The 26,727-nt window shown below is 60.4% G+C and carries 24 protein-coding genes and 1 pseudogene; 12 read left to right on the top strand and 13 right to left on the bottom strand.

Features of this window, described 5'->3' with window-relative positions; translation table 11 throughout:
- Positions 1-21 precede the first annotated feature (21 nt).
- Positions 22-1,065, bottom strand: coding sequence for an alpha/beta fold hydrolase (locus tag CAF63_RS20250; RefSeq protein ID WP_085688143.1), 1,044 nt, complete (start codon positions 1,063-1,065; stop codon positions 22-24).
- Between the two features lie 71 nt (positions 1,066-1,136).
- Positions 1,137-2,471, bottom strand: coding sequence for an epoxide hydrolase family protein (locus CAF63_RS20245; protein WP_085688141.1), 1,335 nt, complete (start codon positions 2,469-2,471; stop codon positions 1,137-1,139).
- Between the two features lie 216 nt (positions 2,472-2,687).
- Between CAF63_RS20245 and CAF63_RS20240 the strand changes: the two genes are divergently transcribed.
- On the top strand, positions 2,688-3,932 hold the full coding sequence (locus CAF63_RS20240) for an MFS transporter (protein WP_085688139.1): 1,245 nt from the start codon (positions 2,688-2,690) through the stop codon (positions 3,930-3,932).
- Here CAF63_RS20240 and CAF63_RS20235 read toward each other — a convergent pair.
- Entirely contained in the window at positions 3,919-4,884 is a 966-nt protein-coding gene (locus CAF63_RS20235) for a quinone oxidoreductase (RefSeq protein ID WP_085688137.1), read from the bottom strand. The genes CAF63_RS20240 and CAF63_RS20235 overlap by 14 nt on opposite strands.
- A 331-nt stretch (positions 4,885-5,215) precedes the next feature.
- Here CAF63_RS20235 and CAF63_RS20230 point away from each other — a divergent pair, with 331 nt between their 5' ends.
- The 3 genes from CAF63_RS20230 to CAF63_RS20220 all read left to right on the top strand — a co-directional run bounded on the left by CAF63_RS20230 (position 5,216) and on the right by CAF63_RS20220 (position 8,240).
- A complete protein-coding gene (locus CAF63_RS20230) occupies positions 5,216-7,177 on the top strand; it encodes a PAS domain-containing sensor histidine kinase (protein ID WP_256574536.1) in 1,962 nt (653 codons plus the stop codon).
- Positions 7,177-7,548: a response regulator gene (locus tag CAF63_RS20225; RefSeq protein WP_085688133.1), complete on the top strand. Its 372-nt coding sequence runs from the start codon at positions 7,177-7,179 to the stop codon at positions 7,546-7,548. The genes CAF63_RS20230 and CAF63_RS20225 overlap by 1 nt, the downstream gene beginning before the upstream one ends.
- A 77-nt stretch (positions 7,549-7,625) precedes the next feature.
- A complete protein-coding gene (locus CAF63_RS20220; RefSeq protein ID WP_085688131.1) occupies positions 7,626-8,240 on the top strand; it encodes a response regulator transcription factor in 615 nt (204 codons plus the stop codon).
- Here the strand turns inward: CAF63_RS20220 and CAF63_RS20215 are convergent.
- From CAF63_RS20215 to hchA, 3 genes are all read right to left on the bottom strand, one after another.
- Complete coding sequence (locus CAF63_RS20215) at positions 8,227-11,109, bottom strand: winged helix-turn-helix domain-containing protein (protein WP_085688129.1); 2,883 nt, start codon at positions 11,107-11,109, stop codon at positions 8,227-8,229. The two genes, CAF63_RS20220 and CAF63_RS20215, sit on opposite strands and share 14 nt — an antisense overlap.
- Before the next feature lie 121 nt (positions 11,110-11,230).
- Complete coding sequence (locus CAF63_RS20210; RefSeq protein WP_256574535.1) at positions 11,231-11,923, bottom strand: PA1136 family autoinducer-binding transcriptional regulator; 693 nt, start codon at positions 11,921-11,923, stop codon at positions 11,231-11,233.
- A gap of 23 nt (positions 11,924-11,946) precedes the next feature.
- Complete coding sequence (hchA, locus tag CAF63_RS20205; RefSeq protein WP_085688122.1) at positions 11,947-12,825, bottom strand: glyoxalase III HchA; 879 nt, start codon at positions 12,823-12,825, stop codon at positions 11,947-11,949.
- Between the two features lie 168 nt (positions 12,826-12,993).
- Between hchA and CAF63_RS20200 the strand changes: the two genes are divergently transcribed.
- Positions 12,994-14,853 carry an ABC transporter ATP-binding protein gene (locus CAF63_RS20200; protein ID WP_085688121.1) on the top strand — a complete coding sequence of 620 codons (1,860 nt, stop codon included), beginning with the start codon at positions 12,994-12,996 and terminating at the stop codon, positions 14,851-14,853.
- 24 nt (positions 14,854-14,877) lie between these two features.
- Here CAF63_RS20200 and CAF63_RS20195 read toward each other — a convergent pair.
- From CAF63_RS20195 to CAF63_RS20185, 3 genes and pseudogenes are all read right to left on the bottom strand, one after another.
- Positions 14,878-15,111, bottom strand: a pseudogene (locus tag CAF63_RS20195) (alpha/beta hydrolase); the annotation flags it as partial.
- Positions 15,093-15,314, bottom strand: a complete 222-nt coding sequence (locus CAF63_RS20190; protein WP_085688120.1) for a hypothetical protein — start codon at positions 15,312-15,314, stop codon at positions 15,093-15,095. The pseudogene CAF63_RS20195 and the gene CAF63_RS20190, both read right to left, overlap by 19 nt.
- 1 nt (position 15,315) lies before the next feature.
- Positions 15,316-15,756: a TspO/MBR family protein gene (locus CAF63_RS20185; RefSeq protein ID WP_085688119.1), complete on the bottom strand. Its 441-nt coding sequence runs from the start codon at positions 15,754-15,756 to the stop codon at positions 15,316-15,318.
- Between the two features lie 173 nt (positions 15,757-15,929).
- Between CAF63_RS20185 and CAF63_RS20180 the strand changes: the two genes are divergently transcribed.
- A complete protein-coding gene (locus tag CAF63_RS20180) occupies positions 15,930-16,763 on the top strand; it encodes an oxidoreductase (protein WP_085688118.1) in 834 nt (277 codons plus the stop codon).
- A 20-nt stretch (positions 16,764-16,783) separates the two neighbouring features.
- The gene (locus tag CAF63_RS20175) at positions 16,784-17,722 is read left to right on the top strand and encodes an AraC family transcriptional regulator (RefSeq protein WP_085688117.1); all 939 of its coding nucleotides are present in this window, start codon (positions 16,784-16,786) and stop codon (positions 17,720-17,722) included.
- A gap of 60 nt (positions 17,723-17,782) precedes the next feature.
- Here the strand turns inward: CAF63_RS20175 and CAF63_RS20170 are convergent, their stop codons facing one another.
- On the bottom strand, positions 17,783-18,715 hold the full coding sequence (locus CAF63_RS20170) for an AraC family transcriptional regulator (protein ID WP_085688116.1): 933 nt from the start codon (positions 18,713-18,715) through the stop codon (positions 17,783-17,785).
- Positions 18,716-19,291: 576 nt separating this feature from the next.
- Here CAF63_RS20170 and CAF63_RS20165 point away from each other — a divergent pair.
- The 4 genes from CAF63_RS20165 (at position 19,292) to CAF63_RS20150 (ending at position 23,231) form a co-directional block, all read left to right on the top strand.
- Positions 19,292-20,641, top strand: coding sequence for an MFS transporter (locus CAF63_RS20165; RefSeq protein ID WP_085688114.1), 1,350 nt, complete (start codon positions 19,292-19,294; stop codon positions 20,639-20,641).
- Positions 20,642-20,740: 99 nt separating this feature from the next.
- Positions 20,741-21,433, top strand: coding sequence for a fumarylacetoacetate hydrolase family protein (locus tag CAF63_RS20160; RefSeq protein ID WP_085688111.1), 693 nt, complete (start codon positions 20,741-20,743; stop codon positions 21,431-21,433).
- 46 nt (positions 21,434-21,479) lie between these two features.
- Entirely contained in the window at positions 21,480-22,244 is a 765-nt protein-coding gene (locus CAF63_RS20155) for an SDR family oxidoreductase (RefSeq protein WP_085688109.1), read from the top strand.
- A gap of 30 nt (positions 22,245-22,274) precedes the next feature.
- Positions 22,275-23,231 carry a 2-hydroxyacid dehydrogenase gene (locus CAF63_RS20150; RefSeq protein ID WP_085688107.1) on the top strand — a complete coding sequence of 319 codons (957 nt, stop codon included), beginning with the start codon at positions 22,275-22,277 and terminating at the stop codon, positions 23,229-23,231.
- Here CAF63_RS20150 and CAF63_RS20145 read toward each other — a convergent pair.
- The 3 genes from CAF63_RS20145 to CAF63_RS20135 form a co-directional block, all read right to left on the bottom strand.
- The gene (locus CAF63_RS20145) at positions 23,221-24,402 is read right to left on the bottom strand and encodes a GGDEF domain-containing protein (RefSeq protein WP_085688105.1); all 1,182 of its coding nucleotides are present in this window, start codon (positions 24,400-24,402) and stop codon (positions 23,221-23,223) included. The genes CAF63_RS20150 and CAF63_RS20145 overlap by 11 nt on opposite strands.
- 77 nt (positions 24,403-24,479) lie before the next feature.
- Positions 24,480-26,030: a class I SAM-dependent methyltransferase gene (locus CAF63_RS20140; protein ID WP_085688103.1), complete on the bottom strand. Its 1,551-nt coding sequence runs from the start codon at positions 26,028-26,030 to the stop codon at positions 24,480-24,482.
- Positions 26,031-26,079: 49 nt separating this feature from the next.
- Complete coding sequence (locus CAF63_RS20135) at positions 26,080-26,550, bottom strand: VOC family protein (RefSeq protein WP_085688101.1); 471 nt, start codon at positions 26,548-26,550, stop codon at positions 26,080-26,082.
- On the opposite strand from CAF63_RS20135, the gene CAF63_RS28900 reads away from it, so the two are divergent.
- Positions 26,470-26,727, top strand: a 258-nt coding sequence (locus tag CAF63_RS28900) for a hypothetical protein (RefSeq protein WP_218191769.1), incomplete at its 3' end; no start/stop codon positions are given. The genes CAF63_RS20135 and CAF63_RS28900 overlap by 81 nt on opposite strands.

Here is a 26,727-nt window from a genome sequence, read left to right as displayed (position 1 = left end):
CGGATCCCCTTCGGCCAACAATCAGAGATGATCAGCATCGATCACCGCCTGAGCGAACGCCTGCGGCGCTTCCTGCGGCAGGTTGTGGCCGATGCCGCCGCTGATCAGCCGGTATTCGTATTTGCCGGTGAAGCGTTTGGCGTAGGCCTCGGCCGGTGGGTGCGGCGCGCCATTGGCGTCGCCTTCGAGGGTGATGGTCGGCACGCCGATCGAGGGGAATGCCGCCAGTTTTTTCTCCAGCGGATCGTATTGCGCTTCGCCTTTGATCAGCCCCAGGCGCCAGCGGTAGTTGAAGATCGACACGGCGACGTGATCCGGGTTCTGCAACGCGACGGCGCTGCGGTCGTAGGTCGCGTCGTCGAAGTTCCACTTCGGCGAGGCCAGCTGCCAGATCAGTTTGGCGAAGTCATGGGTGTTCTTTTCGTAGCCCAGGCGACCGCGTTCGGTCGCAAAGTAGAACTGATACCACCACTGCAACTCTGCAGCGGGTGGCAGCGGCGTCTTGCCCGCTTCCTGGCTGCCGATCAGGTAACCGCTCACCGCCACCAGCGCTTTCACCCGCTCGGGCCAAAGCGCAGCAACGATGTCGGCGGTGCGCGCGCCCCAGTCATAACCGCCGAGCACGGCCTGCTTGATTTTCAGGGCGTCCATGAAGTCGATCAGATCCTTCGCCAGCGCCGCCGGCTGACCGTTGCGCACGGTTTTGGCAGACAGGAAGCGCGTGTCGCCATAACCGCGCGCGTAAGGAATCAGCACCCGATAGCCCTTCTGCGCCAGCGCCGGCGCCACGTCGGTGTAGCTGTGAATATCGTAGGGCCAACCGTGCAGCAGGATGACCACCGGACCGTCGGCGGGACCGACTTCGGCGTAGGACACGTCCAGCAGTCCGGCCTTGACGTGTTTCAGCGCGCCGAAGGAAACGTGGGTGCCGGGGGTAATGGCGTCGATCTTGCCGGCGCGCACTTCGGCGGCGCTGGCGTGTGCCGAAGCGATGCCCAGCGCAAGTGCCAGCATCGAAACAGCGAGCACGCGCCGGGATGGGGTTACAGCGTTAGAGTCAATCATGCCGAGTCTCCCTCGTGAACCGCCGGGCGGCGGTTCCGGGCTTGGGGTTGAAGGGATGGCGCATTGAAGGGTCAGCGCGCTGCCTGCGCAGCGGTTTTCTGCGCAGCCGCGCGCAGTGGCCGGAAGGCTTCGCGCAGTTCTTCGCTGAACAATTGCGGCTGCTCCCATGCCGCGAAGTGACCGCCCTTGCCGACTTCGCTGAAGTAGGCCAGCGACGGATAGGCGCGCTGCGACCAGACTTTCGGCGCACGGTAGATTTCGTGGGGGAACACGGTGATCGCCACCGGCACCTTGATGTCGGCGGTCTTCTGCGCGGCGGCGCTGAAGTTATTGTTGTTGTTCTCCCAATAGAAACGGGAGGACGACGCCCCGCTGTCGGTCAGCCAGTACAGGCTGATGTCGTCGAGCATTTCATCGCGGCTCAGGACTTTCTCGGGCTGACCGCCGCTGTCGGTCCACGCCGCGAATTTTTCATACATCCACGCTGCCGTGCCGGCGGGCGAGTCGGCCAGCAGATAACCGATTGTTTGCGGCCGGGTCACCATCATTGCGCCGTAAGCAGCGTTGCGACCGAAGAACTGGCTGAGCGAATTGAAGGCCGTCACCTCCGGCGCAGTCAGCCCTGCCGGTGCCGGGTCGCCGCTGTTGATCGGCTTGACCAGTTCCGGCGGCACGGTGGCCGGCATGTTCAGGTGGATGCCCAACAGACCGGGCGGTGCCAGACGACCCAGAGCATCGGAAATCACCGAACCATGATCGCCACCCTGGGACACGTAATGGCTGTAACCCAGGCGTTTCATCAACACATCCCAGGCCTTCGCCACCCGGTCAGGGCCCCAGCCGAGTTCGGTCGGTTTGCCGGAGAAACCATGGCCGGGAATCGACGGGATCACCACATCGAACGAGTCTTCGACCTTGCCGCCATAGGCTACGGGATCGGTCAGCGGGCCGATGGTCTTGAGGAATTCGAACTGCGAACCCGGCCAGCCGTGGGTGAGGATCAGCGGCATCGCATTGGGATTGCGCGAACGCACATGGATGAACTGGATGTCGACGCCGTCGATGGTGGTCACGAACTCCGGCAAGGCATTGAGCTTCGCTTCGGCCTTGCGCCAGTCGTAGCCGTCGCCCCAATACTTCACCAACGCCTGGACCTGCGCCAGTTGCACTCCCTGGGACACGTCGCTGACCGTTTCCTTGTCCGGCCAGCGGGTGTCGGCGATGCGTTTGCGCAGGTCGCTCAGCTTCGCTTCGTCCACATGAATGGTGTACGGGCGAATGGCTTGCGACGGATCCGCGGCCCAGACGCCGCTGCCGCCAGCGAGTACGGCAAGGCCGAACACGCTTCCCTTGATGGATGACGCCAGACAATGGCGCCAGGTAAGACCGGACGAAACCGCAACCATGATGAATCTCCTTGTAGTCATTATTCGAAAGGCATCGCCAATCGGATCAGACCACCGCGCTGGCACCGGGGCGATTACACGATGGTGTCGGTCGATACCTTGGTATGACGCGCAGGCCTGGCGCGCAAAATCGCGCTCGAATTCAGCAGCGCTTAACGGGCAGAATGCGGCGGGGAAACGGCCCAATTAAATGACAGACCTGAACAAGGATTGCGGATGCGTGGGGAAACAGCGCTCGAACGCCTGAGCAGTGCGGCATCGACCTCGTCTCAGTGGTGGGTGATCGGGCTGTGCATGCTGTTCAACGTGATCGACGGGCTGGACGTGATGGCCATGGCCTTCACCGCCAGCCGGGTTGCGGCGGAGTGGGCATTGAACGGCGCGCAACTGGGCCTGTTGTTGAGCGCAAGCCTGGTCGGCATGGCGCTCGGTTCGCTGCTGGCCGCGCCCAGGGCCGACCGCTTCGGGCGCAGGCCGTTACTGCTCGCCGGCCTGCTGCTCAGTGGCCTGGGTATGTTGCTGTCGTTCTGGAGTCCGGATCATCACGTATTGATGCTCTTGCGACTGTTGACCGGTATCGGCACGGGGGCGGTGCTGGTGGGGGCGAACGTGCTGACGTTCGAACACGCTGGCCCGCAGCGACGCAATCTGGCGATCGCATTGCAATCCCTCGCCTTTGCCATGGGTGCCAGTCTGGGCGGTGTGCTGGCGCATGTACTCAATGATTTGATGGGCTGGCGGTATGTCTTTCTGGCCGGGGGTTGCATCACGCTGGCGGCGGCATTGGTCGGTGTCTTCTGGCTGCGAGAATCGCCGTCATTTCTGGCACTTGAACACCACGCGCCTATTTCTCCACTGTCGCCGTACATCGCTAACCGGCCGTTTTCGCCCGGTCAGTGGCAACAGACTCTATCGCTGGCACTGGCACTCTTTCTGTTGATGTTCTGCTTTTACTTCGTGATGAGCTGGACGCCGGCCCTGTTGGTCGACAATGGCTTTACCGACCAACAAGGCGCCCGGATCGGGATGCTGTTGGCGCTGGGTGGCATGCTCGGCGCCCTGCTTCTGGGTCTGGCGGCCAATCGTTACGGTTGCCGACGTTTGCTGTCGGGTTTTCTGCTGCTCAACGCCGCCCTGCTGCCACTGATGCTGCCGGCCACGCGCGTCCCCGGTCTGGCGACACTCGTGGCGGTCACGCTGGGGCTGATGCTCAATGGTGCAGTCGCGGCTCTGTATGTTTTGGCCCCTCAAGCGTTCTGCACGTCGGTCCGTACGACCGGCGTCGGCGTGGTGCTGGCGACCGGGCGTCTGGGGGCGATCATATCGCCGGTGGTCGCCGGGTTTCTGCTGGATGCCGGATGGACCGCACAACACCTGTTCACGTTTTTCGCCGGTAGCCAGGTGTTGGCGGCCCTGCTGATCTGGCGCGGCACTGGGCAACGACGCACTACGGAACAATGATCAGCTTGCCCGTGGTGTTGCGCGACTCGATATCGCGATGAGCCTGTCCGGCCTCTTCCAGTGAATAGCGCTTGCCGATGACGGTTTTCAGTTTGCCGGCGCCGACCCATGCGAACAATTGCCGGGATTTTTCCAGCAAGACTTCGCGCTCGCGCACGTAGTGCATGACCGAGGGATACGTCAGCTTGATGCTGCGCGGCACGCTGAAGATATCGATCGGCGGGATCGGGTTCATGAACGGCCCATACAGCGCCAGGGTGCCGAAGTAATCCAGCAGACTCAAAGAGTCTGCAAAGCCCTCCGACCCTGTGCCGTCGTAGACCACGTTCACGCGCTGGCCTTCGGTCAGACGCAGGACCTGACCGGCGATGTTGTGCGCCCGTCCGATTACCACGTAATCAGCCCCCGCCGCGAGTACCGCGTCGACCTTGTCGGCCTGCGAAACCCGGCCGATGACCTTGCCGCCATGCAGCTTGATCATCTGGGTCAGCTGCAGCCCCACGCCCCCCGCTGCAGCGTGGACGAAGGCCACGTCGCCCGGCTGGATCGCATGCACCTTGTCCACCAGATTGCTGGCGGTCAGGCCCTGCATCATCAAGCTGGCGGCGGTGGCGAAGTCGATATCGTCAGGCAACGGCACCAACTGGCTGACCGGTGCGAGCACTTTTTCGGCGTAGCTACCGGGCACGTAGTGCCAGGCCACGCGGTCACCGGCAACGAACTCCGCCACTTGCGGACCGGTTGCCAGGACAATGCCGGCGCCTTCCACACCGAGTGTCATCGGCAGCTCCCAGGCTGCACCGAGCCCGCGTCGCACGCCCGTGTCCATGAAATTGACACCCGCTGCCTTCACCTTGACCAGCACCTGTCCGGGTCCCGGTTCTGGCAGTTGGATGTCTTGCACCGTCAAGACTTCGGGGCCGCCAAAGGCCTGCATGATCACCGCTTTCATAATGATTTCGCCTGTTACAGGGACGGTCCGTTCTGAGGCAGATCCGGATACGCCACGTTGCATTCATTCAATCGTCAAAGGACGTTGAAACCAGGGCCAATGGTGGGCAGGCGATGTATCCACGCGGTTTCGCGAACAGTCCGGTTTGCATGCTTGTGTGGCACGGGAGGCCGTAGATACAGTGGCTTACAAAAGCACCGGGCGCCCTGTGATGCGCATCGCAATGCGCAACGGCGGCTGATATTCGCAACAGGCGACACCAAAGTATGATGGGCGAGTGCCATCAGAAGGCGCATCTTTGTTCAACGGTGACTGCACAATGAGAATCGGTATGACGAACGAGCGCGAGCGCGTCATCGAGGACGGTCCAGGCCGCGCGGGTGATGCGGTCATGCCGGCGCCAGGGATCGACTCGATCATCGACAGCATCCCGGCCATGGTCGCTTTCATGACGCCGTCCGGTGAATTGGAACAGGTTAACCGGCAAATCATGGAGTACATCGGCTCCCCACTCCATGAACTGAAAAACTGGCAGGCCAGCGAGACCGTGCACCCGGACGACCTGCCCTCGGTCATCGCTGCCTGGATGCACTCGGTCAGTACCGGCACGCCCTATGAAAACGAGCACCGGATTCGCCGCGCCGACGGTGTCTATCGCTGGTTCCATGTGCGCGGCCTGCCGATCAGAGACAGCGAAGGCACCATCACGCGCTGGTGCGTGTTGCAGGTCGATATCGATGAGCGCCGCAGGGACAAGGCCTTGATCGCCAGTGCCCTGGCCGAAGTCAGCGCGTCGGAAGAACGTCTGCGCGGGATCATCGACGCCGTTCCCGGTTTTGTCTGGAGCGCCTCGCCGGAAGGCAACGTCGGCTTCGTCAACCAACGCTGGTGCGATTACACCGGCATGTCCCTCGAACAGGCTTGCGGCAACGGCTGGACGGCGTCGATTCATCCGGACGATGCCCCGGGCCTCGCGGGTTATTGGCAAGGGATCCTGCAATCGGGTAGCGCCGGTGAATACGAGGCCCGACTGAAGCGCTTCGACGGGATTTACCGCTGGTTTCTGATCCGCGCCGTACCCCAGCGCGATGACACGGGGCGCGTCGTGCGCTGGTATGGCGAAAACACCGACATCGAAGACCGCAAACGGGCGGAAGTCTTTCTGGCCAAGGCCCAACGCCTGAGCGCCACCGGCACGTTTTCCTGGCGAGTAAGCACCGATGAAATCACCTGGTCGGACGAGGTCTATCGCATCCTTGAACTGGACCCGGACACACCACCCGGTTTCGATGCGATCTATCGCCGCGTACATCCGGACGACATCTCCAGCCATCGGGAAATGATCAAGCGCCAGCGCCGCAAGGGGCGTGATTTCGAACATGAGCACCGGCTGCTGATGCCCGACGGCACGGTGAAGTACGTACGGTTGGTGGCGCACTCGATCCCCCATGCGCCGGACGGCTTCGAGTACATCGCCGCCCTGCAGGACATTACCCAGCGCCGGCTCGCCGAAGAGGTCTTGAGCAAGGCGCGCTCGGAACTGACGCACCTGGCCAGGGTCGCCAGCCTTGGCGCGGTCACGGCGTCGATTGCCCACGAAGTCAATCAACCGCTGGCCGGCATCATCACCAACGCCAGCACCTGCCTGCGCATGCTCGGCGCCGACCCGCCGAATATCGATGGCGCCAGGGAAACAGCACGGCGCACCATTCGCGACGGTAACCGCGCGGCTGACGTGATTAATCGATTGCGGGCGCTGTTCTCAAAAAAAAGCATCACCCTTGAAAACGTCAATCTGAATGACGCGGCACGGGAAGTCATCGCCATGCTGCTGGGCGAGCTGCAACGCAACGGCGTGGTGCTGCACCCGCAATTTGCCGAAGCCCTGCCGCTGGTCAGGGGCGACCGGGTCCAGCTTCAGCAGGTGATCCTCAACCTGATCATGAATGCCGCCGAGGCCATGAGCGCGATTCACGGCCGGCCCCGGCAATTGATCGTCAGCACCGGGCTTGGGGCGGACGAGAGCGTTTACCTGGCGGTGAAGGACAGTGGCAACGGCGTCGATCCGCAGGACATCGAGCGAATCTTCAATGCCTTCTACACCACCAAAAGCTCGGGCATGGGTGTCGGCTTGTCCATCAGCCGCTCGATCATCGAGCGCCACGACGGCAAACTCTGGGCCACCGCCAACGACGGCCCGGGTACGACGTTTACCTTTGCCATCCCGCATTCGACGGACTTGCTGCAAACCGATAACCGCGACCTCGCCGATCGCACCGTGGAGAATGATTGATGGGTACGCATTTGCTCGTATCGGTGGTCGATGACGACGAATCGGTTCGTGAATCACTGCCTGACCTGATCAAGGAGTTCGGCTTCGCCGTGCAGGCGTTCGCCTCGGCGCAGGCCTTTCTGGCATCGCCCTATCTGGATCTGACTCATTGCCTGATTCTTGACGTGGCCATGCCGGGCATGTCGGGGCCTGATCTGCACAGGGAATTGCTGCGTCGCGGCTACCGCATTCCGGTCATTTTCATCACCGCTCACAGCGATGCCAGCGAACAGGCGAAGCTGCTGAGTCACGGTGCGATAGAGTGCCTGTTCAAACCTTTCAGCGAAGCGCAACTGCTCAAGGCCCTGAGCGCCGCCCTGCCTCTGGATTGAGCGTGAAGCCGAACAAAAAAGGAATCGACATGTTGAACTCGAACGACGCATTGGCCCTTTCACACGGAGCATTACCGATGAGTGATGTCACGCCCGTCGTTTTCGTTGTAGACGACGACATTTCCGTGCGCGAGTCGCTGGAACTGATGATCCGCTTCGCTGGCTGGCAGCCACGGCTATTCGAGTCTGCACAGGACTTTCTCGACACGCCCCGGGTGCTGGTGCCCAGTTGTCTGGTGCTGGATATCAATCTGCCCGACCTGAGCGGCCTAGACCTGCAAACATCTCTCGCGGATGAACGCTACAACATGCCGATCATCTTCATCACCGGCTACGGTGACATTCCGCGCACGGTTCGGGCCTTCAAGGCCGGGGCCGTGGAGTTTCTGACCAAGCCCTTCAACGACGATGTGATCCTCACCGCCATGGCCGATGCGCTTGAAAGCAGCCGCGCTGCGCTGGAAGGCGAAAAGAACCTTCGTTCATTGCTCGCGGACTACAAGACCCTGACGCCCCGTGAACAGGAAATCATGGCCTCGGTCGTCAGCGGGCGTCTGAACAAACTGATTGCCGCCGATCTCAATATCAGCGAGATCACGGTCAAGGCCCATCGCGGCAAGGTCATGCGCAAGATGAAAGCCCGTTCGCTGGCAGAGCTGGTGAAAATGGCAGCCCTGATTACCCGTGCTTGACGGGCAGACTCTGCCAGAAGCTTTCCAGCCGTCGCAGATCAAGGGTGTCGAAACCCTCCGAAGCCTGATCGCGGCAGGCACCAAGCAAGGTCCTGGCCTGATCCGGATGCCCCTGTTCAAGCCAGAGTCTGGCCAGATCCATCGATGACCTCAGCTCCCACGCCCATGCGCCCTGCTCCCGGCTCAGCGCGATGGATTCCTCGAGAATGACCTGGATTGCCTGAACATCGTCGCCATTGATGGCCTTGAGCGTCCCGGCCCTGATGCGTAAAAGCTCCGGCAACGCGAAGGCATCACCGCTTTGCCGGCAATGGTGGATGGTGCGGTCCAGCAGGGCCAAAGCCTTTGCGTGTTGCCCCTCCAGAATCAGGCCTTCGGCCAGCGAAATTTCAAAAGACGTCGTGAGCAATTCGTAGCGCATGCCTCGCAGCCGCGCCAGGCTTTGCTCCAGCATGACAACGGCATCCCCCGGCTGCCCGGCACGGATCGCGATAGCCGCTCGCAATCCATGTGCGGCGGCAATGTAGGGGTCGAGCGCGTTGGTTTCGGCGATGGCGCTGAACCGTTCCAGACTGGCTGACGCCTTCTCCAGATCACCGGTCCAGATATCAATGCACAGGATCCAGACCATCGCGATGCAGTAAGTGACAGGATGCTGCAACGCCGAAGCTTCGCTCTCTATCTGCCCGGTCCAGTGCCTGGCCTGATCGGGATAGCCCTGCAGCCACAGTGCGCGCGCCAATCCCAGGCCGGTGCGATTGCGGTGATCGAAGCCGTAGTAAATCGTGTTGCTGGGATGCGATGGCAAGCTGTTGCGCAGAGAGCTTTCCAGCTCTTGACGGGCAAGACGCTGATTGCCCAGCAAATGATGGGAGATGCCGGTCAGTGACGAAGCAATCGCGATGGCGGCCGGCTCGTTCAAAATGTTGCCGACCACGGCCGCCTGTTCCGCCCAGGCCAGCGATGAAGGGAAATCGCCGATACGTTCGTAGAAAATCTGCAACCGGCCCAGCAACCTCAGCTGTGAGCCGTAGTCGTTCAATGCAACGGCAATGTCCTGCGCCCGGAGCAAGGCTTTTTCGGCGGCTTCACTGTTACCTCGGGTGAACATCAGCACCAGCCCCAGTGCGGCTTGCAACTCCATTTCGGTGGGTGTGCCGTAATAACCGAGCTCAAGCAGCTCCATTGCCCGGGAACACCAGGTCCGGCACTCGACCAGCAATGAAAAATGCAGGAACAACGGCGCGCTCGCTGCGGCCAGAGGCAACGCCAGACCAGGGTCCCCCTGCGGCCCGAAGCTCCACTCCAGCGCACTGCGTACGTTGCCCAGTTGACTGGCAAGGCGCGCCGAATTGCGGAAGATCTCGTCGGGGGCAATGCCCAGATGCCCGAGAAGGTCCATGTAAAACGCCGCGTGCCTGAACGCCAGGGCATTGACCTCGGGATCTCCCCGCACCGCCAGTTTTTCCCTGGCGTAGGCACGGGTCATTTCCAGCAAACGATATGAGTCCGTCGAATCGCTGTGATCGACCGCGACCAGTCCCTTGAACACCAGATCATCGAGAATGGCTGCCGCCACAGCGCTGTCGAGTCGGGAATCGGCAATGACCTGGGACGCCGCCTCCTGAGAGAACGGCCCGACGAACACCGAGAGCCGCTCCAGCGCCAGACGTTCCGGCGGCGACAGCAAGTCATAGCTCCAGTCGAGCATCGCCCGCAGCGTCTGATGCCGCGGCACCGCCGTCCTGCGGCCCGACCAGCCCAGTGAAAACCGTTCACCGAGCAACGCATGGGTGGCTTTCAGGCCGTGGCTGGCGACCCGCATCGCCGCCAGTTCGATCGGCAGCGCCATGCCCTCCAGGCGCTGGCAAATGTCCGCGATCATTTGTCCGCCGCCTGCTTCCAGCAACAGCGCGGCGTTACTCGACGATGCCCGCTCGACAAACAGTTTGATTGCCGGGAATGCCAGCAATTCTTCCACGCAAAGGTGTCGGGGCTCTCTCGGAAACTCCAGCGGATTGAGCCAGTGAACGTACTCGCCACGCACGCGCAGCGGCTCGCGACTGGTCGCCAGAACACCAACATCGGGTGCAGCTTCACTGATCTGTTCAAGGATGATCGACACCGCGTCGATCAGGTGTTCGCAGTTGTCGATCACCAGCATCAGTTTCAGCTCACGCAAATGCGCGAGCAGGACGAACATCGGATCTTCAGCCTGCACCGGGATTTCCAGCGACCTGGCCAGTGCCGACGGCACCAGCGCGCAGTCTTCCACTTGGGCCAGATCGACGAAATACACTCGCTCGTAACCCTGGGCGGCGATGCGATGCGCCACTTCGATGGCCAGGCTGGTCTTGCCGACACCACCGGGACCGACGATGGTGACCAGCCTCGGGTGTTGCATATGGTCGATGACCAGTTGCAGATCGGTTTCGCGGCCGATCAGTTTTGCCCGTGGCGGTAAACTGCATACACCCTCGGCGGCACGGGCCGCGACGGGCGTCGATTGGACACCTGTCTGTTTTCTCTCAAGCGGCGCGACGAAGGCATAACCCACGCCCACCTGGGTCGCGATGTACCGCGCATCCTCTTCGCCATCGCCGAGGATCCGCCGCAGGCCGGTCATGTGAAAGCGCAAGCTGCCTTCGGCGACCACGCTGTCAGGCCAGACCTTGTCGATCAGGTCGTACTTGGACAGCACGCGCCCCGGTTGCTCGAGCAAGGCGATCAACAGATCCAGCGCCCGCCCGCCGATGTCGACCGCTACCCCGTTTCGGGTCAGCAGTCTTTTGCCTGGATAGACGCAGAACGGACCGAAAACGAATTGGGTCGTGAGTGATTCGTGCAATGCGTCCGGAAAAGACTCCACGAGGATCGATCTCTCTAAAAAACGTAGGGGGCGGCACCGGTTGCAGTCAGCCGGCGCAGGCCCTTTGCATCATAGGAGTTTTGCACGCCCGTTCAAGCACGACACTGCCAGAGTGAGAACCTCACCCCTTAATTTCACCCTTGCGAATGGCAATCTTGACGGCCTGGGCGGTGGTTGCCACGCCCAGGTGCCGGCGGGCCGAACGCAGGTGATTCTCCACCGTGCGCCCGGACAAGCCGAGCGTGGCGGCGATGTCGGCCTGCCGCCGACCGGCAGCGACCCACGTCAGCACTTCGCGCTCGCGGGTCGAGAGTTTTCCGGCCGTCTCGTCCACCGGCGCTTCGAGCAATCGCCTTGCGGAGTAAAACGCCACCGTGGCGAGCATGCCCAACGCCAGGCGAATCCGCGCAGAAGTGTCGATCTGCTCACCTCCCAGACTCATGGCACCTTCAAGCCCCTGCGGGCCGAAGACCGGGATCTGCAACCCATGCACGCCAGGCCCACTTGGGACGCGAACCACCCGATAGAGTTCGCCGCTCTCCTCCTGCACTTTGCTCCAAAAGAAGGATTCGCGACTGTCCAGCAGGTGGCGAGTCACGGGGCAGCGCTGAACGTAGGTCCGGGCGTCGACAGCGATGCCGTCGCCGAACCAGTCGCCTTCCACCCAATAAATGCGCTCGACCACGTCCTCCGACGCCGAGGTGGCGGAGAACAGAACGAATCGATCGTAACCATAGGCCACGGTGAAACTGCGAACGGCCTTCTGGATCGCCACCAGCGTGGACGCCGCCTCGATGTCGAGGGCGGCGCGCAAGAGTGTCTCGACAGGCCCGAGGCTCACTCCGGGGTGACCGCTTTCAGAAGCGCGGCCGCCGCCAGTTTGCCCAGCGCGTTGCCCGCCAGCGGACTGTCACCGGTCAGTAGTTTGCGATCCTGAAGTGTGGCCCCGGAAATCCCCTGGTTGGTAATTTCCACACCGAGTGCCTGCAACTGCTCACCGAACTTCCAGGTCAGGTGGCCGGGCATGTAGCCGATATCGGGAGTGGTCGCGTCCAGCGCATCGGGAAACGCGCAGATCCGGTAGCCATTGAAGATGCACGAGTCTTTTGTTTCACCGAGGCCGGCCGCCAGCAACGCCGCCGGGCCGTGGCACAGAGTAATGACGAATTTGTCCTTGGCGACGGCCCATTGCAGGACCTTTTTTACATCCTCGCTTTCCGGCAGGCCGATCAGCGCACCGTGGCCGCCGGGGATGAACACGCCGATGTAGTCGGAGTCCTCGCCCAGCGCTTCTTCGATCACCTGCGACAACTTGAGTGGACGCTTGAACTGGTCGCGATATTGCTCGTAGAAGCCCTTCACTTCGGCATCTTCGGAAGGCATGGCCCAGAATTCGAACTTGACCGGATTGCCCGACAGCGTCGCGACATCGAAGCCGAAACCGGCCTTGTCCAGGTGATACATCGGCAGCAAGGTTTCAACCGGATGATTTCCCGTGGAGAACATCGTGCCGTTGTCGGTCAACAGATAACGCTCGTCCGCTCCGATCATCAGGATCTTCCAGCGCCCGCCCTTGTAGCGGTTGGGGTACTCGGCATCACTGAGATCGGATTTGGGCGAAGTGAACTGGCTGAGGGAATACGGCGAAGGGAAAAACGCGTTGTCCTCGGCCGGATCGGGGGTTGGGCGTTTGTCGTCAGTCTGCGTGGTAGCCATGGTGCTCTCCATCGAATGGGTCGATTGCCGAGACTCATGCTAGTAACGCGACGGAGTGCCGGCAATGAGGGTTTTCCCTCAACGAGGGCATTCCCGGGAACCTGCAAACCCTCAAGGCCGTCGTTAAATGGCAGAATCCCCTCAACCTGACGATTTCGGAGACCCACAATGCTTCGCGTGTTTGAACGAAGACTCGACCCCTTCCCTCCCGACGAATTACCGCCACCACCGGTCGGCCTGGGGCGATTCCTCTGGGCCTGCACGCGTGGCGCCCGCGGCTATGTGCTCGCGCTGGCGCTGCTGAGCGCCAGTGTGTCGATCTACGAAGCCTGGCTGTTTTCCTTTCTGGGACAAGTCGTGGACCTGCTCTCCACTTGGCAGGCCGGCGGCGATACGAACGGCCAGGAGAGTCGCGTCCTGTGGGGGATCGGCATCGTGTTGCTCACCAGCATCGGGCTAGTGGCGTTGCGCACCATGGTTCAGCACCAGGTATTGGCGATCAATCTGCCGCTGCGCCTGCGCTGGGATTTCCATCGGCTGATGCTGCGGCAAAGTCTTTCATTCTTCTCCGATGAGTTCTCCGGTCGGGTCACCACCAAGGTGATGCAGACGGCGCTGGCCGTACGCGAAGTGTTGTTCACCGTCATCGAGATTGCCCCCGGCATTGGCGTGTATTTCATTGCGATCATCGCCCTGGCCGGCGGCTTCGACCTGAAACTGATGCTGCCATTCATTGCCTGGGTCGTGCTGTTCGGGTTGGCCATGGTGTATTTCGTGCCACGTCTGGGGCAAGTCGGGCAGGAACAGGCTCATGCGCGGTCGTCGATGACCGGGCGAATTTCAGACGCCTACACCAACATCACCACCGTGAAACTGTTCTCGCATTCCAAGCGCGAAGCGCACTTTGCGCGTGCCGCAATGGAGGATTTCAAGCAGACCGGCTTCCGCCAGATGCGTCTGGTCAGCCAGTTCGAGATCGTCAATCAGGCCTTGGTGGTCGGGCTGATCATGGGCGCAGGCGGCTATGCACTGTGGCTGTGGCATCAGGGCGAAGTCGGCACCGGGGCCGTGGCGGCGATCACGGCCATGGCACTGCGGATCAACGGCATGTCGCACTGGATCATGTGGCAGATGACTTCACTGTTCGAAAACATCGGCACCGTGCAGGACGGCATGGACACCCTGACCCGTGGCCCCAAGGTGCAAGACGCCCCGGACGCCGCCACGCTGGTGCCTTCCGGCGGCGCGGTGACCTTCGACAATGTCGGGTTCAACTACAACGGTGAACGCCAGGTCATCGACGGATTGAGTCTGAATATCCGTGCGGGTGAAAAAATCGGTCTGGTGGGGCGTTCCGGTGCCGGCAAATCCACGCTGATCAATCTGTTGCTGCGGTTCTATGACGTGGATAGCGGGGAGATTCGTATCGACGGGCAGAACATCGCTCACGTGACACAAGACAGCCTGCGCAGCGTCATCGGCATGGTCACGCAGGATACGTCGCTGCTGCACCGCTCGATCCGCGACAACATCGCCTACGGCCGCCCGGACGCCACCGATGCGCAGATCCAGCGGGCCGCCGCCAACGCCCAGGCCGACGGCTTCATCAATCAGTTGAGCGACAAACAAGGCCATACCGGCTACGACACGCTGGTGGGCGAGCGCGGCATCAAGCTGTCGGGCGGCCAGCGCCAACGCATTGCCATCGCCCGGGTGATGCTCAAGAACGCGCCGATCCTGTTGCTGGATGAAGCCACCAGCGCCCTGGATTCCGAAGTCGAAGTGGCCATTCAGGAAAGCCTCGATGAAATGATGCAGGGCAAGACCGTCATCGCCATCGCCCACCGACTGTCGACAATCGCGGCCATGGATCGTCTGATTGTCATGGATGAAGGACGGATCATCGAGCAAGGCACGCACACTGAACTGCTGGCAAGAAACGGCACTTATGCGCGGTTGTGGCAGCATCAGAGTGGCGGGTTTCTCGGGGAGGATCAGGGGGTGATTGAGGCGATGGATCAGGCGTGAGCGAGGCTCACGATGTTTTCCGGATCAAGCCTGTGCCGGCACTGCCGGGGCAAGCTTGATCCGGCCCGAAATCCACGCATGACTATGCGCAAGCACGCTGTCAGCCATTGCAGTCGGAAAATGAATGACCCCGTGTGCACATTCCGGCAGAAGCTTGACGTCTACCTCGGCTGACCGGCCCCAGCGCGCAGCCATCTCAAGCGTGTCATCCCTGAGCGGATCCAGTTCACCGGCAAACATCAGTGCCGGCGGGAAGTCTCGGCTACCAGTCCGTGTTTGCGCAGTTTTAGCCCCCCCGCGATTTGCCCGACGCGCAGCAGCGCCTGAATCACTCGGGGTATGACGCGATTACGAATGCGAAAGCGCGGCAAACGGGCGAGCTTGCGATTGAAGTCACGCATCTGCTCCAGTGCCTGTTCGTCCACCGACCACGTTGCGAGTTTGTTTACTTGAGGTTTCATCTCACCGATTACTGCGCAGGATCGAAAAATTCAACGCGGCCGCCACACACAGCCATGCAAGGTAGGGAAACAGAATCAACCCGGTGATCAGGTCCAGTCGCAAGGCCAGAACCACCATTGCCGCAACGACCAGCCATAGCAAAGTGATGATGACCATCCCCGCGAAAATACGCCGCGCACCAAAGAATACCGGCGTCCAGAGCGTATTCAGAGCGATCTGCGCAGCCCACAACGCCAGTACGCTTTCGCTATCGTTCAGCAGGGTCAGACGATAGCCAGCCCAAGCGAGCAGCAGATAGATGATCGTCCAGGCAATCGGGAACGCCCATTTGGGTGGGGTGAAAGCAGGTTTGACCAGCGACTCGTACCAGTCGCCCGGTTTGAAAAAAAGCCCGCCGCTTGCCGCAGCCCCGCAGGCTAGAAGGAATATCAGGAATGTCATCGTCGGTCCCTGTCTGATGTCAGCTGTCTGCTCTGTATCTGCTTGGATGCGCAAAGCTGCACTAAAAGTTCACCGCGATTGATAGGAATAGGCAACGCTGCAAGACAAACCGACATAGGTGCGCGTTTTGCCGATCGATACCATGACGCCACACCTGAATTGCGGAGCTCGTCATGAACAATACGAAAATCCTCTTCATCACCGGCGCCAGCAGCGGTTTCGGCAATGCGTTGGCCAGGGAAGCCCTTGCAGCCGGTCACCGCGTCATCGGCACCGTGCGCAACGAAGCCGACCTGCAAGCCTTTCAGGCGCTGTCCATCGACAACGCGTATGGCGTGGTGCTGGACGTCACCGACTTCGCCCGGATCGACAGCGTCGTCGCAACCGCCGAGGCAACCCACGGCCCGGTCGATGTGTTGGTGAACAACGCGGGCTACGGTCACGAAGGCATCTTCGAGGAGTCGCCGCTTGAAGACATGCGCCGGCAGTTCGATGTGAATGTGTTCGGCGCGGTCGCCGTGACCAAGGCGTTTCTGCCGTTCTTTCGCCAGAGGCGAGCGGGCCATATTCTCAATATCACGTCGATGGGCGGCACAATCACCATGCCTGGCATCGCGTACTACTGCGCCAGCAAATTTGCGCTCGAAGGCATCTCCGATACCCTGAGTAAAGAGCTGGCGCCCTTCAACATCTTCGTGACTGCGGTCGCACCGGGCTCGTTCCGGACAGACTGGGCCGGTCGCTCGATGCAACGCACGCCACGCAGCATCGCCGACTATGACGCCAGCTTCGACCCGGTGCGCAAGGCACGAGAGGAAAAGAGCGGCAAGCAACTCGGTGATCCGCAAAAGGCCGCGCAAGCGATGTTGCAGATCATCGCCAGCGCCAATCCGCCCGCCCATTTGCTCCTGGGCAGTGACGCTCTGAGTCTGGTTCGGGAAAAACTGCAACGCTCCCTCAACGAGATGGACGCGTGGGAAACTCTGACCCGCTCCACCGATCATTGAGCAGTCAACGGGTAAACACGATGAGTCAGCCAGATCCGGACACCGCGCGCATGGTGCGTCTCATGGAAACCCTCGCGCCTGTCGAGGGCTACAACCTCAGCGCGCTGGAAGGCGTGCGGTTCCTGCGCTCGAATCGGCCACTGGCCCGCACGCCTGTGTTGTACGACCCCGGGATCGTGATTCTCTGCCAGGGCCGGAAGCGCGGTTATCTGGGCGACGAGATCTACGTTTACGACGCCCAACACTACCTGGTGGTGTCGGTTCCGGTGCCTTTCACCATGGAAACCGACGCCAGTGAAGACGAACCCATGCTCGCGATCTACCTGCAGCTGGATTTTCAGCTGGCCAGTGAACTGATGCTGCAAGTCGATGAAGTCCACGGCCCGAGCCAGTCGCAGCCCAGACACATGTACGCCTCACCGATGGACGATGCGTTGCGCGCTTCCACGTTGCGATTTCTGGAAGCGATGAGCAAGCCGGGCGAGGCGCAGATACTGGGACCGTCACTGCTGCGGGAAATCTACTACCGCATCCTGACCGGCGCGCAAGGTGGCGCCATGCGCGCCGCGCTCAATCGTCAGGGACACTTCGGCAAGGTGACGCGGGCGATCCGCAAGATCCACAGCAGCTATCAAGAGCGTCTGGACGTCGAGCAGCTCGCCCGAGAAGCGAGCATGAGTGTGCCCAACTTCCACCTGCACTTTCGCAGCGTGACGGACACCTCGCCGATGCAATACCTGAAGTCGACGCGCCTGCATCAGGCGCGATTACTGATGTTGCGAAACGACATGTCCGCTTCGACCGCAGCGTTCAGCGTCGGCTACGAAAGCGCGTCGCAATTCAGCCGTGAGTTCAAACGTTTCTTCGGCAGGACGCCGCAGGCAGAGATCGAATGGATGAAGGCCACCTACGCATTACCCGCCCCCACCACCGCCTCGATCTATGTTTCGTCGCACTAGGGGCCTCTGCACCCGGTCACGGCGCTGAAAACCCGCACGTTGCTCCTTTGCAGACAAACCTTACGGGTCTATCGGCGATTGGGGGGTGTCCGGATCCAGCTGCCGACGACGAAACTGCCCGGGCGGCTGGCCGTGGATCTGACGAAAGCGCCGGGAAAAATAGGCCTCATCTGCAAAGCCGCACAGCCTTGCCACCTCACCCACCGGCCGTGTGCCATTGAGCAGGTAATTGCGTGCCGCATGCATTCTGCGTTCGAGCACCAGTTCGGTGAAAGTTTTGCCAATTTCCTTGCGTAACCAGTGCGTGAGATAGGTCGGCGACAGGTAGGTCGCCGCCGCGACCTTGATCAGATTGAGATCGGGGTCGGCAATGTTCTTGCGCAGATATTCGAACATCCTGCTCAACGCATCACGCCGGCTGGCCTGCGCCGCATTTTCCTCGGCAAGGCGCTTGAGGGGCTCGGCATACAGCAGACAAACACGCCCCACCAGTTGTAACAACAAGCCCTTGAGCATCTCGCGGGTTCCAAACTGACGGTTCTCGTCGAAGGTGCGCATCTGCTCGATCAGGTCGCAGACCTTGCTGAAGTCCTCGTCTCCCAGAATGAAGTCCAGATGTTCCTGAAAGCGGAACGGCGACAGTTCGGGGGCCAGGAGAATCGACACCTCCTCCAGATCCATCGGATCGCACTGCAAATGCGGCAACAGAAAGGTCTGGGAAAAATTGATCACCATGAAATTGCTGTCCGCCGGATGCGGAATCACATGCACGCGATGCGGCAGGATGAAGGCCAGTGCATTGCGCGGGAACGGACGTACGGCGCTGCCGATGTGCTGCACCGTATCGCCGCCGAGGTTGATCTGAATCTGAAAATACTCGTGTCGATGCGGACTGGTTTCGGCGCGGCGACCCATTTTGTCACGAATGTAGAAATCCATCATTTCGCTGCGTTGCTGCATGACGTAGGTGGGAACACGGCATTGAGACGACATGTGTAGAGGAACCTCGACAGGTACGTGGGCAGGTTGTCCTGGCGTTGCCGGGGTGGCGGCGAGGTTCATCTTGAGGGTTCGTCGCTGCGTCATCAAGCAGTCATACGATGACATGGATCTAAAACGTTTTTTGTATCCTCAACGCAGGGGACGTCTGTCCAAAAAGAAAAAAAGCGAAATTTCGAATATTTTCTATAAAAAACAGATAGATAAATTTAGAAACCGAGAAAAATAGACCCATCCATCAGATTGAATTTTTTGGACAGGTTTCTCTCATTGCCGTCTCAGCGGAAAAAACGATCTAACCAGCGGATTGATTAAAACATGTTGTACGACCACTGTACTTCTCATGCAGCCCCATCTTCTATCACAAAAACAAAGGTGCGCACGTCATGAATCCGCTTCGTCCTCTCCCCGCCCCACCCGACCTTCCCTCGATGATGTCTGCGCAAAGACGTACCTGAACGTCTGACGCCGGCCCGTTTCAGTCTCAACAGCTTTGCCCCGGACACTGCGGGCAATGACTTCGGCTGTCCGCAAACCACTCGACACTTCTAACAATAATGAGGTCCACTCATGTCGAATTCTCACACCTCGCAAACGACCGCCCCGCCCTTGATCGCCCCGGAGCGAGAAGCTGCAATCCCCCAGCGACTGCCATCGCGGCGACGCTGGTTCATGCTGTCCCTGCTGCTGATTGCTACGATCATCAACTACATCGACCGGGTGAACATCTCGATTGCAGCGCCGTTCATGGCCAAGGACCTGAGCCTGGACAAGATCGAAATGGGCCTGATCTTTTCCGCCTTCGCCTGGACTTACGCACTCGCTCTGGTGCCGGCCGGGTTCATCGCCGACCGTTTCGGTTCTCGCTTCACTTACGGCGTATCACTGATCAGTTGGTCGACCGTCACGGTGTTTCAAGGATTCGCTTCGGGATTCGCTTCACTGTTCGGCCTGCGGCTGGCCGTCGGTGCGATGGAAGCGCCGGCATTCCCCGCCAATAGTCGGGCGGTGACGGTGTGGTTCCCGGCGCGGGAACGCGGACTGGCCAGCAGCATTTACGTCTGCGGGCAGTATCTGGGAACGGCAATGTTCACCGGAGCCCTGCTGTGGCTGGCCACGACTTTCGACTGGCGCCATGTCTTCTACAGCACCGGCGCACTGGGCATCGTGTTTGGTATTGCGTGGCTGTACCTGTATCGCGATCCGTTGAACTGCAAGAAAGTCAGCAAGGAAGAATTGCAGTACATCGAGGCCGGCGGCGGACTGGTCAAAAGCAGCCAGGAGCGCACCCGGTTCAACTGGCGGCAGATCGCGGAGTTGTTCAGCTATCGTCAGGTCTGGGCCATTTGCATCGGCAAGTTCGCCAGTACTTCGGCGCTGTATTTCTTTCTCACCTGGTTTCCCACCTACCTGATCGAAGAGCGCCAGTTGACCACGATCAAGGCCGGGATCTTCGCCGTGATGCCGTTCGTGGGTGCGACGGTCGGCATCCTGCTTGCGGGCATCGTTTCCGACTTGCTGATACGTCGCGGCTATTCGATGTCTTTCGCCCGCAAGTTGCCGCTGGTGGTCGGGTCGATGCTGGGCATGTCCATCGTTCTGGTGAATTTCACCGACTCGAACATGATCTGCATCGCCGTGCTGACGATTGCTTTCTTCGCTCAAGGCATTGCGTCCTCGTCCTGGGCGGCAGTGTCGGAAGTCGCCCCCAAGGAACTGATCGGACTGACCGGCGGGATCACCAGCCTGGCCGCGAACATTGGCGGCATCGTCACCCCGATCGTGATTGGCGCGATTGTCCACGCGACCGGTTCGTTCGCCTGGGCCTTCTGGTTCATTGGCGGCGTGGCGTTGATCGGCACCCTCTCCTACTCGTTGCTGCTCGGTCGTCTGTATCGCATCGAACTGAAAACACGCTGAGATCAGAACCACCGTTTTCTCCAATCCGAGGCGGCTTTCGTCCAACTTCGTCAGCGAATGCCGCCGTACCCTGACCTAACCAACAGGACTTGCAGCAGGATGAACATGACCGAATACGTTTTTACCCCGGATCTGCCCGTGACCTTGCCCGTGGTCGGCAGTGAGCAACGCTTTCCCGTCGGCCGGGTGTTTTGCGTCGGCCGAAATTACCCGTGGCCAGACACCCAGGGCCAGCCGCGCCAGCCGCCGGTGTTCTTCATGAAACCGGCGAACAACGTGGTGGACGCTGTCGGTGAAGTGGCCTTCCCGCCAATGTCCGAGGAGTTCGCTCATGAAATCGAACTGGTCGTGGCCATCGGCGAAGGCGGCGCGAATATCCCGGAAAGCGAAGCACTGGCTTATGTCTGGGGTTATGCCGCCGGTCTCGATCTGACACGTCGCGACGTGCAACGGCAGGCCAAGCTCAACGGCTTGCCGTGGGAAGGTGCCAAGGTGTTCGACGGCGCCGCGCCGATGACTGCCATTGTCCCGGTAACCCGGGCCGGTCGCCTCGACGGCGAACTGTGGCTGAAGGTGAATGGCGAAGAACGCCAGCGTGACAGGCTCGACAGTCAGATCTGGTCCATCAGTGAAGTCATCAGCCGGATTTCCCGGTCAGTCACGCTCAAGGCCGGTGATCTGATCATGACCGGCAGCCCGGCAGGCGTTGACGTATTGCAGCCAGGCGACCTCATCAGTGCCGGGATCGACGGCATCGGGCAACTCAAAATGCGCGTCGGCCCACGGCCCTGAACGCGGTTGACACTTTTAAGTGATTCGAAGACAGGAGAACAACAAGATGTCGAGCACTCAACCTCTGAAAGTTGCGCTGGTCACCGGCGCCGGCAGCGGAATCGGTCGCTCCGTGGCTCTTGGCCTGATGGCCGACGGTTACACTCTGGTCCTGGCCGGACGCCGACCCGAACCGTTGCAGGCCCTGGTCGAACTGGCCGCCAGCGAAGGCCACGAAGCACTGGCAGTCCCCACTGACGTACGCGACCCAGCCAGCGTCGATGTACTGTTTTCAACGATTGCTGAAGTCTACGGACGCCTCGACGTCGTGTTCAACAACGCCGGGGTCAATGCCCCCGCCGTACCGCTGGATGAACTGACGTTCGAGCAATGGCGCAACGTGATCGACACCAACCTCAACGGGGTCTTTCTCTGTGCCCGTGGCGCGTTCGGACTGATGCGCCGTCAGCAACCACAAGGGGGGCGAATCATCAACAACGGTTCGATCTCGGCCCACACTCCGCGCCCGTTCAGCAGCGCCTACACCGCCAGCAAGCATGCGGTGCTGGGGCTGACGAAATCACTGGCGCTGGACGGTCGTGAATTCAATATCGCCTGCAGCCAGATCGATATCGGCAATGCCCTGACCGAAATGTCGGTGCGCATGACCAAAGGTGTGCGCCAGGCCAACGGCACCATCGCCGTGGAACCGATGGTCGACGTCAAGCATGTCGCCGACGCCGTGCGCTATATCGCCGGGCTGCCACTGGCGGCCAACGTCCTGAACATGACGGTCATGGCAACGAACATGCCGTTTGCCGGCCGTGGTTGAGCGGTTCCTTTTTGCACAAGTGAGGTTTACATGAAACCAGAAGTCTTGCAGCTCAGCCCGATCCTGATTCCCGAGATCAACGCGCGCCTCGATGAACTGTTCACGGTTCGGCGCTATTTCCAGCAGGCTGACAAACAAGCGTATATGCAGGCGCACGGTGCCAACATTCGCGGCGTGATCACGGGTGGACACACCGGTATCAGCCAGGCACTGATGGCGCAGATGCCCAACCTGGAAGTGGTGGCCGTCAACGGCGTGGGCACCGATGCGGTGGATCTGGCTTATGCCAGGGATCGCGGAATCCGTGTGACCGCAACCATCGGCGCGCTGACCGAAGATGTCGCCGACCTGGCCATCGGTTTGCTGATCGCCGTGTGCCGGGGTCTGTGCACCAGTGACCGCTATGTGCGTTCGGGGCAGTGGCCGCAAAGTCCGACGCCATTGGCCCCCCTGCCCCTGGCACGTCAGGTGTCGGGCATGCGTATCGGTATCGTCGGAATGGGCCGGGTCGGTCGCGCGGTCGCAACCCGCGCCGCCGCGTTTGGTTGCCCGATCAGTTACACCGATCTGCAACCGATGAGCGATGTCAGCCACACGTTCATTGCCGATCTCACGCAATTGGCCCGCGACAGCGATGCGCTGATTCTCGCCGCTGCTGCCGACAAGGCGGAGGCGATCATTGATGCATCGGTACTGCAGGCGCTGGGCAAAGAGGGTTATCTGATCAATGTGGCACGGGGCAAGCTGGTCAATGAAAACGATCTGGTAGCAGCATTGACGGCCGGCGAGATTGCGGGGGCGGCGCTGGACGTATTTGTCGACGAGCCCAACGTGCCCGAAACCCTGTTTGCCAGCGAACAAGTGGTGCTGCAACCTCACCGAGCCAGCGCAACCCTTCAGACACGCACACGAATGGGGGAAATGGTCGTGGCGAGTCTGGTCGACAGCTTTGCCGGCAAAACACCGCAAGGATGCGTTACCGGCTAGTGAAAGCTGGCCTGTTGTCGCCTTCAGACGATAACGGCCAGGCCTTCTCGGCTACCGCAATCTGATTACGCCCAAGCGCCTTCGCGCGATACAAAGCCTTGTCGGCATTGTTCATCAAACTATGCAAGTCTGCGTCGTCGCTGCTCATCGAGGCGACGCCCAGACTTGCAGTGATGCGATGCACCGGCCCGGTCATGGCTTTGGGCATGGCGACAAGCAGGTTCTCCAGCAATGCCACCGCAACCTCGAGCGATGTATCCGGCAACAGAATGGCGAACTCTTCACCGCCCAATCGGCCATGGACATCGGTGTCGCGAAAACAGCTGCAAATGATGCTGCCCATTTGCTGTAGAACGCGATCACCGACCTGATGGCCATAGGTGTCATTGATGTGTTTGAAATGATCCATGTCCAGCATCACGGCGCACAGGCTCTGCTGGTTCTTTCGACACTGGTCATACAGCTGTTGCGCGCGTTCGAAAAACGCCCTCCGGTTTCTCAGTCCCGTCAGCTCATCGGTTTGTGCGGCAAGCCGTGAAATGTTGTGCGCCCGCTCCATTTCCCGGGTCAGGCGAAAAGCCGCCTCCAGCGCATCGGACATTTTGCGCGTGGCACGGACCACGAACGAAGCAAAAACCAGAACGGCCAACGCCATGCCTGCCTGCATGGCCGAAGGTTGAAACAGCAACCAGAATGTACACGGCAGCAGCACCAGTCCCATTGAAACCAGCGTCATGTAGCGATAAGCCGAGTAGCACGACACAGCGCTGACCGACATTCCGACCGTGAACAGCATTACGAGCGCCTGCGCCAACAGATCGTTGGCCGGCATGATCAGCAATGCCCCCACGCCCCAGATTCCCGCAGAGAGCACCAGAGTCGTCCAGTATTTTCGCTCCCAGCGCTTGGGTGTGCGCTCGCTTTCGTTGCAACGAAACCAGGCTACAAACATCGAAATGCGCAGCAGCGTGGACCCCGTCAGCAGGCCGAGCCACCAGAAAATGCAGCTTTGTTCAAAACGATCCCAGCACAACCCACATAACATGAGCGCTGCCAGATAGCTGCCAATGACTGCTGAAACGGACTGGCGGAACAACTGATGCAATCGATCAGTGTTGACCTGCTCCTCTATGGAGGCATCCTTTTCGTGCTGAAGATCAGATAATTCCATTCGATCCACCCAGATACAACCAGAAACCGGGAGGGCGCTGCCCGAGGCGGCGCCATCAAACGTGGAAGCGTCCTCAGTCACGCCTGCACGATTTTCAACGCCTTGAGTATCACTAGCGACGACTCGGCAAACACCTCGGCCTGCACGGTCAGTTCAGCGAGGTTTTCTTCGGCGGTGGTCAGCACCTTGCCGTCCTTGAGCAGCCCTTCTCCCTGCCCGCCGATAATGCCCCATGCCAGTTGCGCCCATTCGCCCGGGTGCTTTTTGCCCTGCTTGATGGAGATCAGGAACAACTGCTGGAAACGACTGACCGTTACGCCGCCACCGGTAACCGGGCTGACCAGCACCTGGACTTTCGGGCCGTACAGCGAACGCTTGCACAGTTGCAGGTTGAGCGTATTGCAGCGTGCCTGCACCAGTTTCTCTGCCGCTTCGCTTTGGCAAGGTGCCACGGCGCTCATACCGATCAATACGTTGAGGGCTTGCTCGACATCTGCGTAGCTCAACTCCGGCAGCAGATCCAGTAAATGACGCAGGCTCTTCGGCCCACAGGCTTCGTGAGCCAGTGCCGCAAGCACCGGGCCGTAGATCTCGGCCTGCAACGTGGCCGCGCCTGCCGGACCGGTGACACTCCCCGGCACGCTGTCGGCAGCTTGCAACAGCACGAAGCGCGTACTGAGCATGCGCTCGCGGTGCTCGGCAGCGGACAGCCTATTCGCGCCACGGACATACAGATCCCGGCGGAAATTCTGGTTCACGAAATAGTCGCGTGCTTGCTCGCGCATGACCGGATGCTCGATTCCCTCCAGGAAGTCCATGCCTTCGGCCGTCAGGTTGAGCGGGTCCACCGAGTCCAGCGGCACGGCTGTCGTCGCATAGTCGAGCTTGGCCGGCGCCAGGGCATCGACCACGTCGGTGAAGTACATGCAATTCCAGTCGCGATTGAAGTATTCGTGGGCAACGTATTGGCGGTTCTGGTCTTTGATGCTGAGCAGCTTGGCCTCCAGCCCCGGCGCCGAGTGGGCATATTTGGGATTGGCCGCCAGCAGTGCTGCGGAAAACTGGAGTGCCTCATCGATGCGCTGATCCGGCCGCGCAGAAGCCTGGGTGGCGAACCGGTCGTGCAAGCTGAACAATTGGCGCAGCGGGGCCATCGGCGACCAGCCCGGGAAGCAGTTGTAGCTGATATACAGCAAGCCACCGGGTTTCAGGTGACGGCGGACGAATTCGACGATCAGCTTGTGGTTATCGCGGCTGACCCAGGTCCAGATGCCGTGCAGGCTGATGCTGTCGAACTGTGGCAAGTCAGTGCGGGCCAGCAACTGCTCGAAACTGTCGTCATACAGTCGCGCATCGCTGCCCCAGTCACTTGCCAGCCCAATGGCATGGGACGCCTGTCCAGGGTGAAAGTCGGTGCCGACATAAGATCCCGGATTACCCGCCGCGTGGATATTGATCGAGACGCCCTGACCAAAACCCAGTTCGCAGTGATAGCCGTCGGTGCTTTCGAGCGTGGAAAAACCACGCAGCAGCAAACAATAACGCTGGAAAACCGGATTGATTTCCTTGCTATACCCGTAGGTGTAGCCTTCATCCGTGAAATACCCCTCGTTCCAGGCATTGCTCATTCGTGCACCCTTATCTTTCGCAAGTGAAAGTCGTTTTTATAAGGGGTAGTCAGTACGAATCACAAGCAGAAAAACTGTCGGCGATGAACGCCTCCAGTGAACGCTCCTCGAGAATCTCGATCGAGAAGTGTCCGAAACGCTTGGGCAGCCAGATGATGCGCGTCCCGGACGGCGATTGCAGGTGTTCGCGAGTCAGCGGTTTGCCGTTCTCGTCTTCCGGCTGTACGCCCTTGGCCAGCAGTTCGTCATAGGCCTTTTCGATATCCGGTGTCGAATAACAGTGCCGATAAATCATGCCTTCACCTGCGCTGTCCAAAAGCTCACGCAGATTTCCGGCCAGCGGTTGAACCAGCATGAAACGCTCCTGACCGATTAACGCAACCGCGTACCGCACATGCAAGCCTCCCCGCTCCCAGACGTGTGTCCGGGAAATCCTGGCTTGGAGAATCTGCGCGTAGTAAGCGCAGGCATCTTCGAGATTGTTGACCAGTACATCTACGTGGCTGAACTTGAGCTCCATTGCGAGTCTCCTGTTGAACGAAAGCTCATGGTAGCCATCAACGCGCTCGCTGACGCGAGCAAAAACTTTCCTGCGGGCAAAACAAAACCCCAACTGCTTTCGCAATTGGGGTTTCGGAATTTAATCTTGACGATGACCTACTCTCACATGGGGAAACCCCACACTACCATCGGCGAT

This window comes from Pseudomonas sp. B20(2017), from assembly GCF_002113125.1.
GTDB lineage: Bacteria > Pseudomonadota > Gammaproteobacteria > Pseudomonadales > Pseudomonadaceae > Aquipseudomonas.
Note: the sequence above shows the minus strand (reverse complement) of the source record. Positions and strands in the feature narration are given on the sequence as shown.

Coding starts and splice junctions, on each gene's coding strand:
- CAF63_RS20250 (WP_085688143.1), bottom strand. CDS start 1,065: ATGATTGACTCTAACGCTGTAACCCCATCCCGGCGCGTGCTCGCTGTT.
- CAF63_RS20245 (WP_085688141.1), bottom strand. CDS start 2,471: ATGGTTGCGGTTTCGTCCGGTCTTACCTGGCGCCATTGTCTGGCGTCA.
- CAF63_RS20240 (WP_085688139.1), top strand. CDS start 2,688: ATGCGTGGGGAAACAGCGCTCGAACGCCTGAGCAGTGCGGCATCGACC.
- CAF63_RS20235 (WP_085688137.1), bottom strand. CDS start 4,884: ATGAAAGCGGTGATCATGCAGGCCTTTGGCGGCCCCGAAGTCTTGACG.
- CAF63_RS20230 (WP_256574536.1), top strand. CDS start 5,216: ATGACGAACGAGCGCGAGCGCGTCATCGAGGACGGTCCAGGCCGCGCG.
- CAF63_RS20225 (WP_085688133.1), top strand. CDS start 7,177: ATGGGTACGCATTTGCTCGTATCGGTGGTCGATGACGACGAATCGGTT.
- CAF63_RS20220 (WP_085688131.1), top strand. CDS start 7,626: ATGAGTGATGTCACGCCCGTCGTTTTCGTTGTAGACGACGACATTTCC.
- hchA (WP_085688122.1), bottom strand. CDS start 12,825: ATGGCTACCACGCAGACTGACGACAAACGCCCAACCCCCGATCCGGCC.
- CAF63_RS20200 (WP_085688121.1), top strand. CDS start 12,994: ATGCTTCGCGTGTTTGAACGAAGACTCGACCCCTTCCCTCCCGACGAA.
- CAF63_RS20190 (WP_085688120.1), bottom strand. CDS start 15,314: ATGAAACCTCAAGTAAACAAACTCGCAACGTGGTCGGTGGACGAACAG.
- CAF63_RS20185 (WP_085688119.1), bottom strand. CDS start 15,756: ATGACATTCCTGATATTCCTTCTAGCCTGCGGGGCTGCGGCAAGCGGC.
- CAF63_RS20180 (WP_085688118.1), top strand. CDS start 15,930: ATGAACAATACGAAAATCCTCTTCATCACCGGCGCCAGCAGCGGTTTC.
- CAF63_RS20175 (WP_085688117.1), top strand. CDS start 16,784: ATGAGTCAGCCAGATCCGGACACCGCGCGCATGGTGCGTCTCATGGAA.
- CAF63_RS20170 (WP_085688116.1), bottom strand. CDS start 18,715: ATGTCGTCTCAATGCCGTGTTCCCACCTACGTCATGCAGCAACGCAGC.
- CAF63_RS20165 (WP_085688114.1), top strand. CDS start 19,292: ATGTCGAATTCTCACACCTCGCAAACGACCGCCCCGCCCTTGATCGCC.
- CAF63_RS20160 (WP_085688111.1), top strand. CDS start 20,741: ATGAACATGACCGAATACGTTTTTACCCCGGATCTGCCCGTGACCTTG.
- CAF63_RS20155 (WP_085688109.1), top strand. CDS start 21,480: ATGTCGAGCACTCAACCTCTGAAAGTTGCGCTGGTCACCGGCGCCGGC.
- CAF63_RS20150 (WP_085688107.1), top strand. CDS start 22,275: ATGAAACCAGAAGTCTTGCAGCTCAGCCCGATCCTGATTCCCGAGATC.
- CAF63_RS20145 (WP_085688105.1), bottom strand. CDS start 24,402: ATGGAATTATCTGATCTTCAGCACGAAAAGGATGCCTCCATAGAGGAG.
- CAF63_RS20140 (WP_085688103.1), bottom strand. CDS start 26,030: ATGAGCAATGCCTGGAACGAGGGGTATTTCACGGATGAAGGCTACACC.
- CAF63_RS20135 (WP_085688101.1), bottom strand. CDS start 26,550: ATGGAGCTCAAGTTCAGCCACGTAGATGTACTGGTCAACAATCTCGAA.